General features: G+C 38.8%; 11 protein-coding genes. 3 read left to right on the top strand and 8 right to left on the bottom strand.

Annotated elements, in window-relative coordinates:
• Positions 1–5 precede the first annotated feature (5 nt).
• From EPL02_RS01620 to EPL02_RS01640, 5 genes are all read right to left on the bottom strand, one after another.
• Positions 6–1,085 carry a Fe(3+) ABC transporter substrate-binding protein gene (locus EPL02_RS01620; protein WP_131886858.1) on the bottom strand — a complete coding sequence of 360 codons (1,080 nt, stop codon included), beginning with the start codon at positions 1,083–1,085 and terminating at the stop codon, positions 6–8.
• Between the two features lie 131 nt (positions 1,086–1,216).
• The gene (gene folD, locus EPL02_RS01625; RefSeq protein ID WP_094909819.1) at positions 1,217–2,071 is read right to left on the bottom strand and encodes a bifunctional methylenetetrahydrofolate dehydrogenase/methenyltetrahydrofolate cyclohydrolase FolD; all 855 of its coding nucleotides are present in this window, start codon (positions 2,069–2,071) and stop codon (positions 1,217–1,219) included.
• A gap of 177 nt (positions 2,072–2,248) precedes the next feature.
• Positions 2,249–3,325, bottom strand: coding sequence for an AI-2E family transporter (locus EPL02_RS01630; RefSeq protein WP_094910157.1), 1,077 nt, complete (start codon positions 3,323–3,325; stop codon positions 2,249–2,251).
• A gap of 369 nt (positions 3,326–3,694) precedes the next feature.
• Positions 3,695–5,146, bottom strand: coding sequence for an aldehyde dehydrogenase (aldA, locus tag EPL02_RS01635; protein ID WP_131886859.1), 1,452 nt, complete (start codon positions 5,144–5,146; stop codon positions 3,695–3,697).
• Between the two features lie 105 nt (positions 5,147–5,251).
• Positions 5,252–6,610 (bottom strand): alpha/beta hydrolase, encoded by a 1,359-nt coding sequence (locus EPL02_RS01640; protein WP_131886860.1) that lies wholly within the window; start codon positions 6,608–6,610, stop codon positions 5,252–5,254.
• A gap of 120 nt (positions 6,611–6,730) precedes the next feature.
• On the opposite strand from EPL02_RS01640, the gene EPL02_RS01645 reads away from it, so the two are divergent.
• Together EPL02_RS01645 and EPL02_RS01650 are read left to right on the top strand one after the other, a co-directional pair.
• Complete coding sequence (locus EPL02_RS01645; RefSeq protein WP_131886861.1) at positions 6,731–7,108, top strand: hypothetical protein; 378 nt, start codon at positions 6,731–6,733, stop codon at positions 7,106–7,108.
• A 48-nt stretch (positions 7,109–7,156) separates the two neighbouring features.
• Positions 7,157–7,663 (top strand): hypothetical protein, encoded by a 507-nt coding sequence (locus EPL02_RS01650; RefSeq protein ID WP_256993233.1) that lies wholly within the window; start codon positions 7,157–7,159, stop codon positions 7,661–7,663.
• A 36-nt stretch (positions 7,664–7,699) separates the two neighbouring features.
• Here the strand turns inward: EPL02_RS01650 and gltD are convergent, their stop codons facing one another.
• A complete protein-coding gene (gene gltD / locus EPL02_RS01655; protein ID WP_131886862.1) occupies positions 7,700–9,181 on the bottom strand; it encodes a glutamate synthase small subunit in 1,482 nt (493 codons plus the stop codon).
• Positions 9,182–9,197: 16 nt separating this feature from the next.
• Positions 9,198–13,751: a glutamate synthase large subunit gene (gene gltB / locus EPL02_RS01660; RefSeq protein ID WP_131886863.1), complete on the bottom strand. Its 4,554-nt coding sequence runs from the start codon at positions 13,749–13,751 to the stop codon at positions 9,198–9,200.
• A gap of 137 nt (positions 13,752–13,888) precedes the next feature.
• Between gltB and gltC the strand changes: the two genes are divergently transcribed.
• Positions 13,889–14,791 carry a glutamate biosynthesis transcriptional regulator GltC gene (gltC, locus tag EPL02_RS01665; RefSeq protein WP_094909813.1) on the top strand — a complete coding sequence of 301 codons (903 nt, stop codon included), beginning with the start codon at positions 13,889–13,891 and terminating at the stop codon, positions 14,789–14,791.
• Between the two features lie 38 nt (positions 14,792–14,829).
• Here gltC and EPL02_RS01670 read toward each other — a convergent pair whose 3' ends face one another.
• Positions 14,830–16,086 carry an Nramp family divalent metal transporter gene (locus tag EPL02_RS01670; protein WP_094909812.1) on the bottom strand — a complete coding sequence of 419 codons (1,257 nt, stop codon included), beginning with the start codon at positions 16,084–16,086 and terminating at the stop codon, positions 14,830–14,832.
• Positions 16,087–16,186 lie beyond the last annotated feature (100 nt).

Raw genomic sequence — 16,186 nt, forward strand, 5'->3', positions numbered from 1 at the left:
ATTTTTTATTTCCAGCTTACTTCATTAAATAGCTTAACAGCTTCAGCATTCTTTTCACCAAGCTCAGATAAGTTTAGGTCTTGCTCTTTAAACTCTCCCCATGACTTTAAAAGCTCAGATGGCTCTACGTTCGGGTTAACTGGGTACTCATAGTTTGCTTCAGCAAATTTCCCTTGCGCTTCTTCGCTAGACAAGAATTCCATTAACTTAATCGCATTTTCTTTATTTTTAGCATACTTTGTTAAACCAATACCGCTGACGTTAATGTGTGTACCATCTGTCTCTTGGTTCGGGAAAAACACGCCTACTTGATCTGCTACCTTTACTTCTTCTGGATCTGTAGAGTTTTTCATTACACCGATGTAATACGTATTCATAATAGCAACGTCACCTTCACCAGCAACAACCGCTTTTGCTTGGTCACGATCATTTCCTTTGGGATCACGCGCCATATTTTTCACAATTCCCTTCGCCCACTCTTTTGCTTTGTCTTCACCGTTTAGTGAAATAAACGAAGCAAGAAGCGACTGGTTATAAACGTTTTCAGAAGGCCTTACAAGTACTTTACCTTTCCACTTTGGCTCTGTTAATGCTTCATATGTTGATAAATCTTCTGGCTTCACACGATCTTTTGCATAAACAATTACACGTGCGCGCTTTGTTAAACCAAACCATTCGCTGTCTTTATCACGAAGGTTTGCAGGAATATTGTTATTTAATGTTTCGCTTTCTACATTTTGAAGCAATTCTTTTTCTTTTGCCCAGTGTAATCGACCGGCATCAGACGTTAAGAATAAATCACCTTTTGTTGCTTGTCCCTCTCTAGAAAGACGTTCAATCAGTTCGTTTTCCTCTCCTTTGACAACGTTTACTTTAATACCCGTTTCTTCCGTGAACGCTTTGTATAATGCATCGTCTGTTTCATAGTGACGGCTAGTATATAAGTTTACAACCCCTGGACCTTCCTTTTTATTACTCTTTTTCTCACTTGATGATTGATTGTTTTCTGATGCTCCGCAGCCTGCTAAAAACACAAGCGTTAAAACCATTAGCAAACTAAAAAGTTGTGTAAGTTTTTTGTTCATGCCCCATTTTCTCCTCTATGTATATTCTAATGACTACACGTTAATTATTAATGATAATCATTATCAAGTCAATATACTTTTTAAAAATAAATAAAAAAAGGTTCCAACCCAAATGGCTGAAACCTTTATTTTCACACTAAACCGTTAATTGTTTTTGCAGCATCAACTGTATTTTTTAATAGCATCGTAATTGTCATTGGACCAACACCACCAGGTACTGGAGTAATATATCCTGCTACTTCTTTTGCTGGTTCATAATCAATATCACCAACAAGCTTTCCATTTTCCATCGTGTTTCCAACATCAATAACGATAGCACCTGGCTTTAGGTCTTCTGCTTTTACTAAGCGTGGTCGCCCAACGGCAGAGACTAAAATATCAGCTTGTTTAATCATTGCTGATAAATCTTTTGTGCGTGAATGAGCAATCGTTACCGTTGCATTCTCTTGAAGAAGCAGCATAGCAACTGGCTTTCCAACAATGTTGCTGCGACCAATTACAACTGCATGTTTACCTGAAATTTCTTCACCTGAACGCTTGATTAACTCAATGATGCCGTGTGGTGTACATGGAAGGTAGCACTCGTCTCCAATCACCATATTTCCAACGCTTACGGGGTGGAAACCATCTACGTCTTTTTTAGGAGAAATCGCGTTTAACACAGCTTTTTCATCAATATGATTTGGTAATGGCAGCTGTACTAAAATCCCATGTACAGCTTCACTTTCATTAAGCTGTTGAATTTCTTGTAATAGATCTTCTTCTGTAATGTTAACATCACGTTTAATTACTTCTGATGCCACACCAATTTCTTCACATGCTTTTGCTTTAGCTTTTACATAAGAGTGTGAAGCTGGATTATCACCTACTAGAATAACTGTAAGTCCTGGTACAACACCTTGCTCTTTTAACTGTGCGACTTCTTCTTTTAAAGCGGCACGTAATTCTGCTGCTACTTCCTTACCTTTAATAATCGTTGCTGTCATGTAAAACGGCTCCTTCCAAATCTTTATCTACGAATTATATTAAATAATCTAACACAAAAGTTCGTATTTTTTCAACATTTTTATAAAAAACTATTATCTTTTTATCTATAATTCAAAAATAAACGGATAATATCTACAAAAAAACGTGTATGATATACATCACACACGTCGCTTATTCTACTCGTCATTTTCCATTAGTCTACCATAAATGTGGCTAACAACTACTTTTAGAACTGTATACGTCGGAAGTGCCAATAACAACCCTAAGAACCCTACTACGCTACCCGCTATTAATAACAGTAAAATTACGGTTACAGGGTGGACGTCAAGCTTTCTTCCCATTACTTGAGGAGAAATTAAGTTACTTTCAATTTGTTGAATAATTAACACACCTAAAATAACGTAAAGCGCCATATACGGATCTTGAATTAAGCCCATAATAACACCAGGGAGAGTCCCAATGAACGGGCCAATAAACGGGATAAGGTTCGTAAATAATGCAATTAGGGCTAACACAAGTGCATTATCTAACCCAATTAATAAATACCAAATATAAACGCAAACTCCAACGAACATACTGACAATAATTTGCCCTTGGATAAATGCACTTAGTCCTGTGTTTATCTTACTTAAAATTTCGTCAATATCATGACGGTAGCGCTTTGGTGTTAAATGAACAATTCGCTTAGGTAAGTTTTCTCCGTCTTTTAACATATAAAATAATACAAATGGAACGGTAATAATAACAATAATTGTACTAGTTAAAAAGTCAAAGATTTTTAACGTACTTGTACCAATTGTTGTTGCCATATCTCCCACGTTACCAAGTATATCGGTTAAACGTTGCTCTAAATCAAACTTTGTTGCTTCTTCCGCAAAGCGAGCGGTAAACGGTGAATGTTGAAGATCTTTAATTAAATTCATTACGTCTTTCGCAAGCGTTGGAAGGTAATTTGCTAAGGACAACAGCTGTTCCTGAATAATAGGATATAAAAACACAATTCCACCGGTTAAAAGACCAATGAATGAAAGAAAAACAAATAGAATAGCTAATGTTTTTGGGATTTTTGCTCTCATAATTAACCGAACTATAGGGCTTAGTAAGTAATATAAAACCCCTGCAATTAAAATTGGAGCTAAGATAGTTGTAATCATAACCCCAATTGGCTGTAAGATATACTGTACTTTTGACAGCATAAATAAAATTAATAATAACAATAAAATTCCTAATCCACTTTTAAAGAAACGCGGCATTTTCACACGATCTACTCCCTAATTTATCTTGATTTATTTGTTAGCTTTAAAAGCTTAAAAACTCACTCCTCCTTAAGGGTGTATAAATATATGTATTTCGTATATATGTAAATACGAACTATATTTCATGTAGTTTCATATTTTTTAAAATGTTTCACATTGTATTTTATCATACCAAAATAACAGGAAAATTCAAGAAATTCGGTCTCATCGTATACAAAAAAGAGCTAAGGCATAACGAAATGGTCCTTTTAACTTGTTTTTGAAATAAAAAAAGATATCCGAGCTATCAAAAGTCGTTAACTTCTAATAGTTCGGATATCTCGTTAGCTAAAATACTTACGCCCCAGCCACAAACTTGGATAGAGGTTATGAAAAATCTTTATTATATTCCATATAAACGACTTGCGTAACAAGAAAATCTTCTACACCGTGCTTACCATCAGCTCCCCCTAATCCTGATTGTCTCATACCAGCATGATACCCTTGCATGGCTTCAAAGTTTTCTCTGTTTACAAATGTCTCACCGAATTTCAACTCGTTTGCTGCTTTCATTGCCTCATGAATATTATCCGTGTAAATTGATGAGGAAAGACCATACTTTGAATCATTCCCTAGCTCTATGGCTTTATCTAGATCTTTATAAGTCATAATTGGCAAAACTGGGCCAAAGACTTCTTCCTGCATGATTTCCATATCCTGCGTCACGTTGAGTAAAACGGTAGGTTCATAGAAATAACCTTTTTCTTTTTCTAAACGTTTGCCACCTGTTTGAATTTCGGCACCTTGCTTTACTGCATTTTCTACCATCTTTTCTACTGTTTCAAGGCGCTCTTTACTTACAAGCGGTCCCATTTCCACGTCTTCATCTGTTAAAGGGTTTCCAATTTTCACATTGGACATTTCCTGCGTTATCTTTTTAATAAATTCTTCAGCAACGTCTTCATGAACATATACGCGCTCAGCATTTGTACAAGCTTGGCCTGCGTTCGTAAGACGAGATGTTTTAATACTTTTAACCGCAACGTCTAGATTTGCATTCTTTGTTACGATGGCTGGTGCTTTGCCGCCGAGCTCTAAGTTAACTTTGGTAATGTTTTTCGCTGCTGCTTCCATCACTTTTGTACCCGCTGGAACGCTGCCCGTCATTGTAACAATCCCTACTTTCGGATTGCTTGCCATCGCTGTCCCAATTGTAGACCCTGTTCCTGTAATAAAATTATATACTCCGGCGGGAAGTTCTTTCATGTCTGCAATAATCTTTGTAAATTCAGCAGCTGTGTTTGGTGTTTGTTGACTTGGTTTTAAAACAATGCTACATCCGGTAATCAGAGCTGTTGCTACTTTTCGCGCTAGAATAAACATCGGAAAATTCCAAGGTACTATCCCTGCCACAACGCCAATTGGACGTTTGTACAAAAAGATGTTTTCATTTGGTTGATCACTTGGAATAATTTCTCCTTCAATACGCCGAGCCCATTCTGACATGTAATAAAAATATTCAATGGCAGTGTCAATTTCTCCTTCAGCTTGATCTTTGCTTTTTCCCTGCTCTTCCATAAGTAGTTGTACGAAACGTTCACGCTTTTCTTTTATTTGATTCCCAAGCTTCCGAACCACTTTCCCTCTCTCCACCGAAGGGACTTTTTCCCATTTCTTTTGCGCTTCGTATGCTGCATCGATTGCCTTATTTGCATCTTCTTCTGTACCTTTATAAATTTTTGAAATAACTTCTTCCGTTGAAGGATTTACCACTTCAATTAATTCTCTCGATGTTGAGTCCGTATACTGTCCGTTAATATACATTTTATGCGTCATCATTTCAGGTCCACTCCTCGTTATCTATTAAATAGTTAATATGCTCTTATTCTGTATCTTCCACTCTCTCTGAATTTTAAACATTAAAAAACAGGGAAGGCATTAAGCCTATCCCTGCGTTGTTAATGGATTCATATGTTGCTTTGTTTTTAAATTCGTTATTTTATAAGGCTCAGTAGGCGCATGAACAAAATGACTTTCAGGTGGGTTTACCGTATCTTCTACCCATTTAATAAGCAGCTCAAATGCTTGATATACGTATGGAAGCATAGGCTGAAGCTTGCGGTTAGGGTCTACATTCTCATTCCATACAAGTCCATCAATATGATTTCCATTTTCAATCACGTAATGGCGATGCAATTTAGCTTTACCTGCTTTTTTTACTAGCTGTTCATAAGGATACGCATGTACACTAGGGAAAATAAGGGCATCATATGCTGCCGTTACGCTAATTAAAGGCGCTGTAAGTTCTCCTGTGTTTTCAATTTCCTTCACTTTGTCTTTAACTTTCTGTGGACGCTTTGCGTAACTATACTTTTCAAAGATATAATCATGGGACCGGTCACGAATACCTTGCTCATTTAAAGCTAAGTATTCAGGCCACTGTAGTCTTTTAGGGGCTTGAGAATCAAAATGATCGCGATAAATATTAAGTGTTAAAAACCAATAATATTGATCGTGATAAGGCCATAAAAATTCTGTTCCTTTAGGTAATCCCGCTTCGTATAAAGAATGGACTGCTTCAGAGTTCCCATCATATAAAGCAGCCTTTGCAGACTGAATAACCTTTGTAAGAGATGTAATTAAATTAGGGTCTTCTGCTCTCCAAAGTACACCTTCCCACTCTACAGCTCCGTTAAAGAGCTTTGGCTCACCGTTTTTCCCGTCATTTTCTATCGCATATCGAATAACGTAGCCACCATTTGAAATGCCCATACCATATGTAGGAATCTCAGATGCTACTTGAACTGTCTTATAGTGCGTAAGCAAGTATTCTTGAGCGTAGCATACCGTTGCACGAAATTGCCTATTCCATTTAGCAAGTGAAGCCCCTTCTATTGATAAAGCATTTTTGGCTTTCGCGAATGGATCACCTTCTTTATCCTTTCCCGGTGTTCCTTTATCAGAAGCTACAAATGCATACCCTTTAGCTAGCACATAGTCACTAAACAATAAGTCGGTTGACGTCTCACCCCGCGTAGCTGGAATACCGGCAGCAACTAGCTTTCCATTCCAATTATCAGGAATTCGAAGAACGATATTTCCATCTTCTACTCTATCTCTAATTTGAATTCCCGTAATCTCTTGAGGCTGATACATATGATACCATCCTGTTTTTTCTTGTTCATTCCCCCAGGAAACCGGTGCTAAGCCGATGTTGCCATCAACCATAGCTGCAGCAAGCTGAGCTGGATTTTTCGTTGTCAACCAGTTTTCATTTTTACCATCAAATATTTGGACATTCACACTATCAATCTCCCGTCATATTTATATGTTATGGATGATTATCTAGGTGAAAACACTATAGTTAAATTTTACCTCTTTCCATATAAAAAGTATAGGTAAAGATTATAGGGTGGGATAAAGATGATAAACGCTTGGGAGTTAAGACTTACCTTTATAAGTCCTGCTGTTGCGTCGTATGAGACATGGATAGTAACTGATTTCGACCTTATTAAGGAACAAAACAGTATATCCTACAAAAATCAATGTACCTCTATACTTGGGTCATTCACTGTTCCTTCCAGTGGGATCAAGCCGCTACAAGCATCAATTGAAGTTGACTTGTTAAAAGCTTTTGATTGCTATTATAGTAGCTTACCTGCCAAAGAAACTTTTCTTGATACACCTATTTATATTAACGTTTTCACAAAAAATTCAGCTTACAGTACCTGGGAATACTTTAAAACACCTCGATATTACTTAGAAAAACTTCACCAGTACACAAACCATCCCGTTTACTAATTGATAAACGATTATTTACTTTACACTACTTGAAAGCGAGTGAAATGAATGTATTATTATCACTGGAGCTACCCAGACTATACTCCAAACTATCACACAATGCCTCAATACACCTATGCTGTACCAACAATTAATACGTCTTACGAGGAACCATACCGATATGATGAGAATCAGTATGCATACTTAACTCACCAAGTTGAGTTTATGCGCGCTACTAAAGACGTCGACCGCGTGATGAAAATTTTAAAAAGGCAATATCGAAGCATTTATCGTGAAGCACAACGCGGAGGCATGGACGATAAACTAACCGAATACTTGTTTCGTTCAATTGTAAGGTTTGTAGATGATAACTATAATAGCTTTACAGGAACCATTAACCAAAAAGTTGAGAAAGCATACCGACAGCTTCAGCGAAGAGAACCGTGGATTTTTGAGCTCATGGCGTTATATAGCGTGTCCCCTGCTTCACAAGCTCGTATTACCACAACCGTTTTAACCGTTGCCTTTGAGCATCTCCGCAAGAATCCTGGACCTGGTGGGCCTAACCCACGCTAAAAAAAGAGGACTACAGTGTAGTCCTCTTTTTGAATGTTATGGCAGTACAGTAGCTCCCATTAAGTAGTGATCTACTTGTTTTGCTACTTCGCGACCTTCATGAATAGCCCATACAATAAGGCTCTGACCACGACGTGCGTCTCCGGCAGCAAATACACCTTCAACATTTGTTGTATATTTTCCGTACGCTGCAGCCACTTTGTTGTTTTTCGTTTCAACACCCAACTGCTCAAGAACAGGTTGTTCAGGCCCTTCAAAACCGATTGCGATAAAGACCAGTTGAGCTGGCCAAACTTTTTCTGTTCCTGGAATTTCATTAAATGTATAACGACCGCTTTCATCAACAAGCTTCTCCATCTGAATTGTATGAAGCTCTTTTAAATGACCATTTTCATCAGCGACAATTTTTTTTGTTTGAATTGAATACTCTCTCGGATCATCTCCGAACTTTGCCTGAGCCTCTTCATATGCATATTCAAGATTAAACACTTGAGGGTACTCTGGCCACATGTTATCAGATGTACGTTCTGTTGGAAGCTGAGGGTGTTTACCAAATTGAACGACGCTACGACATTCTTGACGTAGTGCTGTTGCTACGCAGTCTGCTCCTGTGTCCCCTCCCCCAATGACAATTACATCTTTGCCTTTAGCATCGATATACTGACCGTCTTTAAAATTAGAATCTAGCATACTTTTTGTTGTCGTTGTCAAATAGTCCATTGCAAAATGAATACCTTTTGCTTCTCTACCCTCAATGACTAAATTACGCTGCTTTTGAGCACCCGTACAAAGGATAACCGCATCGTACTGCTCTTGAAGTTCTTCGCGCGTTACGTCTTTGCCCACTTCTGTATTTGTAACAAAATCAATACCTTCTTGCGTTAATAAGCGAATTCTTCTTTCCACTACCTCTTTATCAAGCTTCATATTAGGAATGCCGTATGTTAGCAAGCCACCAGGACGATCTGCACGCTCATATACAGTTACAGAGTGTCCTGCTTGGTTCAGCTGATCTGCACTTGCTAAACCAGCTGGCCCTGAACCGATAATGGCTACCTTTTTCCCCGTACGCTTCTCTGGAATACGCGGTGTAATCCAACCGTTTTCAAACCCTTTATCAATAATTGCTCGTTCAATATTTTTGATTGAAACTGCAGGGTCTGAAATAGCTAATGTACAGGATCCCTCACAAGGCGCTGGACAGACGCGCCCTGTGAATTCAGGGAAGTTATTTGTTTTTACTAAACGATCAAGTGCTTCTTTCCACTGACCTCTATATACTAAATCGTTCCATTCTGGAATCAAATTATAAATTGGACAGCCCGATGTAAAAGCATTAATATCCATCCCCATATGACAAAATGGAGTTGCACAATCCATACATCGTGCTCCTTGTCGACTCAGTGCCTCATCAGATAAAGGAGCAGCATATTCGTTCCAGTCACTTAAACGTTTTAAAGGATCTCTTTCTTTGCCTTTTTCACGTTTAATTTCCATAAATCCTGTTGGTTTTCCCATTTTACTCTCCCCTTTCTTACTGAGCTACCGCTTCTTGTTGTTTTGAAATTGACTTCTTTTCTTGCTGTGCATTTTCTTCAAATGCGCTCATAATTGCTTCCTCTTCAGAAAGCCCTGCTTCTTTTTGTTCTTCAATACGAGTAATCATACGCTTGTAATCATTTGGAATAACTTTTACGAACTTACTAATCATTTGTGACCAGTTCTCTAAAACAAACGCTGCTTTTTGGCTATTTGTATATTCAAGGTGACGCTCAATCATCGCTTTTACTTCGCCTGCCTCATGAGCTTCTAAACCTTCAAAACCAATCATTTCTTGATTACAAAGCTTCTTAAATTCGTCTTTATCATCTGCCAGTACGTATGCAATACCACCTGACATACCTGCTCCGAAGTTTTTACCAACAGTTCCCAGAACAACAACTCGACCACCTGTCATATATTCACAGCCGTGATCCCCGATACCTTCCACCACAACATGCGCACCGCTGTTACGAACTGCAAATCGCTCACCTGCTCTACCACTTACGTATGCTTCTCCACTTGTTGCACCGATAAAAGCAACATTTCCAACAATAACATTGTCTCCTGAAACGATAGTGGATTGCTTTGGTGCAGATACCGTGATTTTTCCACCTGACAAACCTTTACCAATATAGTCATTGGCATCACCTGTTAAATGGAGCGTCATACCATTTGGAATAAATGCTCCGAAACTTTGGCCAGCTGAACCTGAGAAGCGAAGCGTAATCGTATCCTCAGCCAATCCTTGCTCACCGTAACGTTTGGTAATTTCACTACCAACAACCGTACCTACCACTCGATTCGTATTATGAATATCTAATGAAAGGTCCACTTGATATTGCTCTTCAATCGCTTGCTGTACAGCAGGTAAGATTTTTTGCACATCTAGAGACTGATCAATTTTATGATTTTGAGGCGTCTTAAACGTACGCACACCATCTACTTGATGTAAAAGTGTTGTCAAATCTAAGTACTGTGCTTTCCAATGTGACTGTGCACGCTCACTAACATGCAGCACATCTGTGCGTCCAACCATCTCTTCCATTGTTTTGAACCCTAGCTCCGCCATAATTTCACGAACTTCTTGTGCAACAAAACGCATATAGTTTACGATATGATCTGGCTCACCCAAGAACTTTTTACGAAGCTCTGGATTTTGTGTTGCTACACCAACAGGACATGTATCTAAATGGCAAGCACGCATCATGATGCAACCTAATACAATTAGTGGAGCCGTAGCAAACCCATACTCTTCTGCACCTAAAAGTGCTGCCATAACAACGTCTTTTCCTGTCATTAGCTTTCCGTCTGTTTCTAGCACTACCTTCTCGCGAAGGCCGTTTAACATTAGAGTTTGGTGAGCTTCCGCTAAACCTAACTCCCAAGGTAGGCCCGTATGTTTAATACTCGTTTTTGGTGACGCACCTGTTCCACCGTCGTATCCACTAATAACAATTACATCTGCTACACCTTTTGCAACACCAGCAGCAATCGTTCCAACACCTGCTTTTGATACAAGCTTAACGCTAATACGAGCATTACGGTTGGCATTTTTCAAGTCATGAATAAGCTGAGCCAAGTCTTCAATTGAATAAATATCGTGATGTGGTGGAGGAGAGATTAATCCCACTCCCGGAGTAGATCCACGAACATCTGCAACCCATGGATATACTTTGTTTCCTGGCAGCTGTCCGCCTTCTCCTGGTTTAGCTCCTTGAGCCATTTTAATTTGCAACTCATCAGCATTTACTAAATAGTGACTTTTCACACCAAATCGTCCTGATGCAATTTGTTTAATGGCACTTCGACGGTTATCACCGTTTTCATCAAGCTCATAGCGTCTTGGATTTTCTCCACCTTCACCACTATTGCTTCTAGCACCTAATTTATTCATTGCAATGGCTAATGCTTCGTGTGCTTCCTCACTCAAAGAACCAAACGACATAGCGCCTGATTTAAAGCGTTTAACAATAGAATCCACAGATTCTACTTCATCGATTGAAAGAGCTGGACGTTCTTGTTTAAAGGCAAACAGGTTACGTAAGAACCCAATACGCTCTTCGTTTGCAGCTTCGGAAAACTGCTTAAATAAATCGTAATCACCTTTTCGACAAGCCCATTGTAAGGTATGAATCGTTTTCGGGTTAAACGCATGATGCTCACCCGTTTTTCGCCATTGGAAGTCACTTCCCGACTCTAAAGTCTGCTCGTATGCTTCAGCATAAGCTGATTCGTGACGTGTACGCGCTTCTCTTCCAATAACGTCTAGACCAATTCCTCCTAATTGAGATGCTGTACCTGTAAAGTAAGCTGCAATAACTTCTTCACCGATTCCAACTGCTTCAAAGATTTGAGCTCCTCGGTAACTTTGCACAGTAGAAATTCCCATTTTAGACATTACTTTTACAACGCCTTCAGTAACTGCTTTTACATACTTTGTTACCGCTACTTGATAAGACGTTTTTAAATTACCAGCTGCAATTTCATAATCATACGTTGCAAATGCTAAATAAGGGTTGATTGCGTCTGCTCCATAACCAATTAAAGCTGCAAAATGATGTACTTCACGAACTTCTCCAGATTCAATAACTAAGCTGACCTTTGTACGACTTCCGCGACGAATTAAATGCTGGTGAAGAGCACTTGCAACTAATAAAATTGGCATCGCAGCACTGTTGGCATTAATATCTCGATCACTTAGGATTAAGATACTAGCACCCTCTACAATTGCTTTTTCTGCATTATTAAATAAGCCTTCTAAAGATGCTTTCAAGTCATCTTTAAATACTGTTGAAAGAACAGCACTCTTGAAACCTTTAATACTATCTTCTTTTAACGTTTGAAGCTGTCCATTCGTTAACACTGGCGTTTCTAGCTGGATGCGGCGACTATTTTCTTCTGTTGGATGCAATAAATTACCTTCTGCACCTAACAGCGTCATTGTTGAAGTAACAAGCTGCTCACGAATTGCATCGATTGGAGGGTTCGTTACTTGCGCAAACAACTGTTTAAAATAATTAAATAGCGATTGAGGTCGATCTGAAAGAACCGCAAGTGGCGTATCATTTCCCATTGAACCTAACGGATCTTTACCTTCATTCACGACCGGTAGTAAATATTTATGAATGTCTTCATACGTATAGCCAAATGCTTTTTGACGCACAACTAAATCGTCAAAAGATTCCGGCTTTTCATCAGCTGAATGAGCTAACTTTACCATCTGCTCATCTAACCACTGCTGATACGGTGCTGCTTGCGCCATTTCAGCTTTAATTTCTTCGTCTGAAATAATACGCCCTTCTTCTAAATCAATTAGCAACATTCTTCCTGGGCTTAAACGCTCTTTATAAAGAACATTGTCCTCTTCTACTGGAATAACCCCTACTTCAGAAGAAAGAATAATATAATCATCTTTTGTCACGTAATAACGCGCTGGACGCAATCCATTTCTATCTAAAATTGCACCAATCTGTTTTCCATCAGTAAATGAAATAGCAGTCGGTCCATCCCATGGCTCCATAAGAGCGCTATGGTACTCATAAAATGCACGCTTCTCATCAGACATATGAGGATTCTCAGTCCAAGGTTCTGGAATCATCATCATTGCAGCATGCGCTGGCTTTCTGCCTGCTAACACGAAAAACTCAAGCGCATTATCAAGAATGGACGAGTCGCTGCCTTCGCTATCTAAAATTGGCAGTACTTTATGAAGATCTGAACCAAAAGCTTCTGAAACGAACTGCTGCTCACGTGCTTTCATCCAATTTTGATTTCCACGAAGCGTATTAATTTCGCCGTTGTGAATTAAATAACGATTTGGATGCGCGCGCTCCCAGCTCGGAAACGTATTTGTGCTAAAGCGTGAATGCACTAAAGCAAACGGAGATGTAAAGCTTTCATCTTGTAGGTCAAGGTAAAACGCATCTACTTGCTCTGGTGTTAATAAACCCTTATAAACAATCGTTCTGCTAGATAAACTTGAAAAGTAAACGCGATTTTTACGCTCTGCTGCCCAATACTCAGCTTGTTTACGAATAATATATAATTTGCGTTCAAACGCCAAATCATCTGTAATGCTTTCATCTGCACCAATAAATACTTGGCGCACGTGCGGACAGCTTTCTTTTGCGACTATTCCGATTTTTCCGACATTTGTTGGTACAGTTCTCCAACCAATCAGCGTTTGCCCTTCTTGTTCAATTAAAGCATTGATATACGCTTCGATTTCTTGTTGTTCTTGCTCATTATTTGAGAAAAAGATCATACCTACACCGTAGCGACCTTTTTGAGGTAATGAAAAATCAGTACATGCTTTTGTAAAAAAGTCATGTGGAATTTGAACCATTAATCCCGCTCCATCACCCGTTAGCGGATCACTTCCTTGACCACCGCGATGATCTAGTTGACAAAGCATATTTAGTCCTTTTTTTACGATGTCGTGCGATGCCACTCCTTTTAAGTGAGCATATAATCCGATTCCGCATGCATCGTGCTCAAACTCAGGACGGTAGAGACCTTGAGCTTTCGGCATTTGATTGTATGTCATTTTTTTCTCCCCCGTTCGTTTTCTTTATCTATTTATTAAGACCACTTGGTTATATTTTAAGTTTTCAAATTAATATAAACAATATATAATTTAGATGAAACCAATCTCATTTCGAGATATAGAGAAGGAGTAAGCCAATGGAACTTAGACAATTACGCTATTTTATGGAAGTTGCCAGACGTGAGCACGTATCTGAAGCAGCTGAACATTTGCACGTTGCACAGTCTGCTATCAGCCGACAAATCGCCAATTTAGAAGATGAACTGGGCGTGGAGTTATTTCAAAGAGAAGGAAGAAATGTAAAGTTAACGTCGATTGGAAAATTATTTCTAGAACATACGGAAACGGCTATGAAAGCAATTGATTATGCAAAAGAGCAAGTGGATGAATATTTAGATCCTGAGCGAGGAACGATTAAAATCGGATTCCCTACCAGCTTATCAAGTCATCTTTTACCTACGATTATATCTGCGTTTAAAGAGAGTCATCCAAACGTTGCTTTTCACTTAAGACAAGGTTCTTATAAGTTTCTTATTGAATCCGTTAAGAAGCGAGATATTAATATTGCTTTTTTAGGCCCTGTACCTGTAGACGATGAAGATATTGAAGGGCATATTTTATTTACGGAAAAGATACTGGCACTTGTTCCTTCAAGTCATCCCTTAGCAACACAGGAAAATTTACGCCTTCGTGATCTACGTAACGAAGATTTCGTTTTATTCCCAAATGGATTTGTGCTTCGTAAGATTGCCGTGGATGCTTGTAAGCAAGCTGGATTTATGCCGAATATCTCATCTGAAGGTGAAGATTTAGATGCAATTAAAGGTCTAGTCTCAGCAGGTATGGGAATTACACTTTTACCTGAAAGTACGGTCTCTGAAACAACGCCAAGATTCACAACAAAGATTCCTATCCATACTCCTGAAGTGAAACGAACAGTTGGAATGATTATCCCAAGAAACCGAAATTTAGCACCCTCTGATCAAATCTTTTATGAGTTTGTTAAATCCTTTTTTGCTATGTTAGAACAGTATAAATGAAGAGTTTCTTCATTTATACTGTTCTCTTCTATATATAATTAAAATATATTACGCAGTTCGTTTATCATTAGTACAATAAATAATAAAATACAAACAGCCAGCATAACGTTATTCCATAATGGATTACGATATTGTTTTTCTACTCGATTTGAATTTAAAAGCCAAAGTAATGATAAAGCTAGAAACGGCATAAATAACGCCCCTAACGCACCGTAAGCCATAATAAGGCCAACAGGCTTTCCAATAAACAATAAAAGCATGGAAGGGAATGTTAACCAGATTAAATACGCACGATATGGTTTTGTTTTCTCCACGACCACCCCTGGATTTTTTGGCTCTTTTTTCATAATACGAACAAAGTCAGCAAATAGGTATGGCACACCGTTCCATACGCCTAACAATGACGTAAAGGACGCTGCCCAAAAACCGATTAAAAATAACCAGCGCATTGGTTCATTAAAACGCTCACCTAGCATGCTCGATAACTGGACAAGACCTTGCTCACCACTTAATGTTATGCCTGTCCCAAATAAAAACTCCGCTCCTACGACAAGAAGAGATAGCGTAAAGATAGCGGTTACAATATATGCAACTGCTGAATCAAGACGCATAATTGAAATCCAAGAACGATGGTTCCAACCTTTCTCACGAATCCAATACCCATACGAAGCCATTGTAATAGAGCCGCCTACTCCTCCAATTAAAGCCAAAGCGTTCATCAAAGAGCCTTCAGGTACTTTTGGCACCATGCCTAAAGCAAGTGCTGTTAGATTTGGAGAAAGCAATATGGCAGTTCCTACAACCGTAACAAACATGATGCCAACAAAAATAGTCATCAGCTTTTCAACTAATGCATATCTCCCGTTCCAAACTAGTATAAAACCAATAAGTGCATGAATAATCGCCCATGCCCAAAGCGGGAGCTGAGGAAATAAAGCATGCATGGCTAAAGCACACGACGATGAAACAGCGGCTCCAAATACAAATCCCCAAAGAACTGAATATACTCCGAAATAGCTGGTAGCCCATTTCCCCATTGAATTCCAGCCTTCTAAAATAGTTTGTCCAGTTGACAGTTGCCATCTTCCTACACCTTCATTTAAGTAGTACTTTAAAATGGCTCCTACGACAATAGCCCATGCGAACGTCATGCCAAGCGTCGCCCCTGCTACTAATGCAGCAACTAAATCCCCAGCTCCAACACCCGTTGCAGCCGTGATTAATCCAGGTCCAACTTTTGAAAGTCTACTCCTCAGACGAGTAGGCGCTTCATTCGTATGTAATTCTACAGTCATACAATTCCCTCCCTTTTTTACTAGACTCTCGTTATCTATTATACTATTTTTTGTAAATTTTAGAAAGTTTCGTTTTTTCAAGTTTAACTATGCTTTATTT

The sequence above is a fragment of the Bacillus sp. CBEL-1 genome, assembly GCF_004348885.1.
GTDB classification, from domain to species: Bacteria; Bacillota; Bacilli; order Bacillales; family Bacillaceae_H; genus Priestia; species Priestia aryabhattai_A.

Excerpts from the sequence above, each read along its gene's own strand:
- EPL02_RS01650 (WP_256993233.1), top strand. The coding sequence starts at position 7,157 with ATGTATTATTATCACTGGAGCTACCCAGACTATACTCCAAACTATCAC.
- gltB (WP_131886863.1), bottom strand. The coding sequence starts at position 13,751 with ATGACATACAATCAAATGCCGAAAGCTCAAGGTCTCTACCGTCCTGAG.
- EPL02_RS01620 (WP_131886858.1), bottom strand. The coding sequence starts at position 1,085 with ATGAACAAAAAACTTACACAACTTTTTAGTTTGCTAATGGTTTTAACG.
- EPL02_RS01670 (WP_094909812.1), bottom strand. The coding sequence starts at position 16,086 with ATGACTGTAGAATTACATACGAATGAAGCGCCTACTCGTCTGAGGAGT.
- EPL02_RS01630 (WP_094910157.1), bottom strand. The coding sequence starts at position 3,325 with ATGCCGCGTTTCTTTAAAAGTGGATTAGGAATTTTATTGTTATTATTA.
- gltC (WP_094909813.1), top strand. The coding sequence starts at position 13,889 with ATGGAACTTAGACAATTACGCTATTTTATGGAAGTTGCCAGACGTGAG.
- aldA (WP_131886859.1), bottom strand. The coding sequence starts at position 5,146 with ATGATGACGCATAAAATGTATATTAACGGACAGTATACGGACTCAACA.
- EPL02_RS01645 (WP_131886861.1), top strand. The coding sequence starts at position 6,731 with ATGATAAACGCTTGGGAGTTAAGACTTACCTTTATAAGTCCTGCTGTT.
- folD (WP_094909819.1), bottom strand. The coding sequence starts at position 2,071 with ATGACAGCAACGATTATTAAAGGTAAGGAAGTAGCAGCAGAATTACGT.
- gltD (WP_131886862.1), bottom strand. The coding sequence starts at position 9,181 with ATGGGAAAACCAACAGGATTTATGGAAATTAAACGTGAAAAAGGCAAA.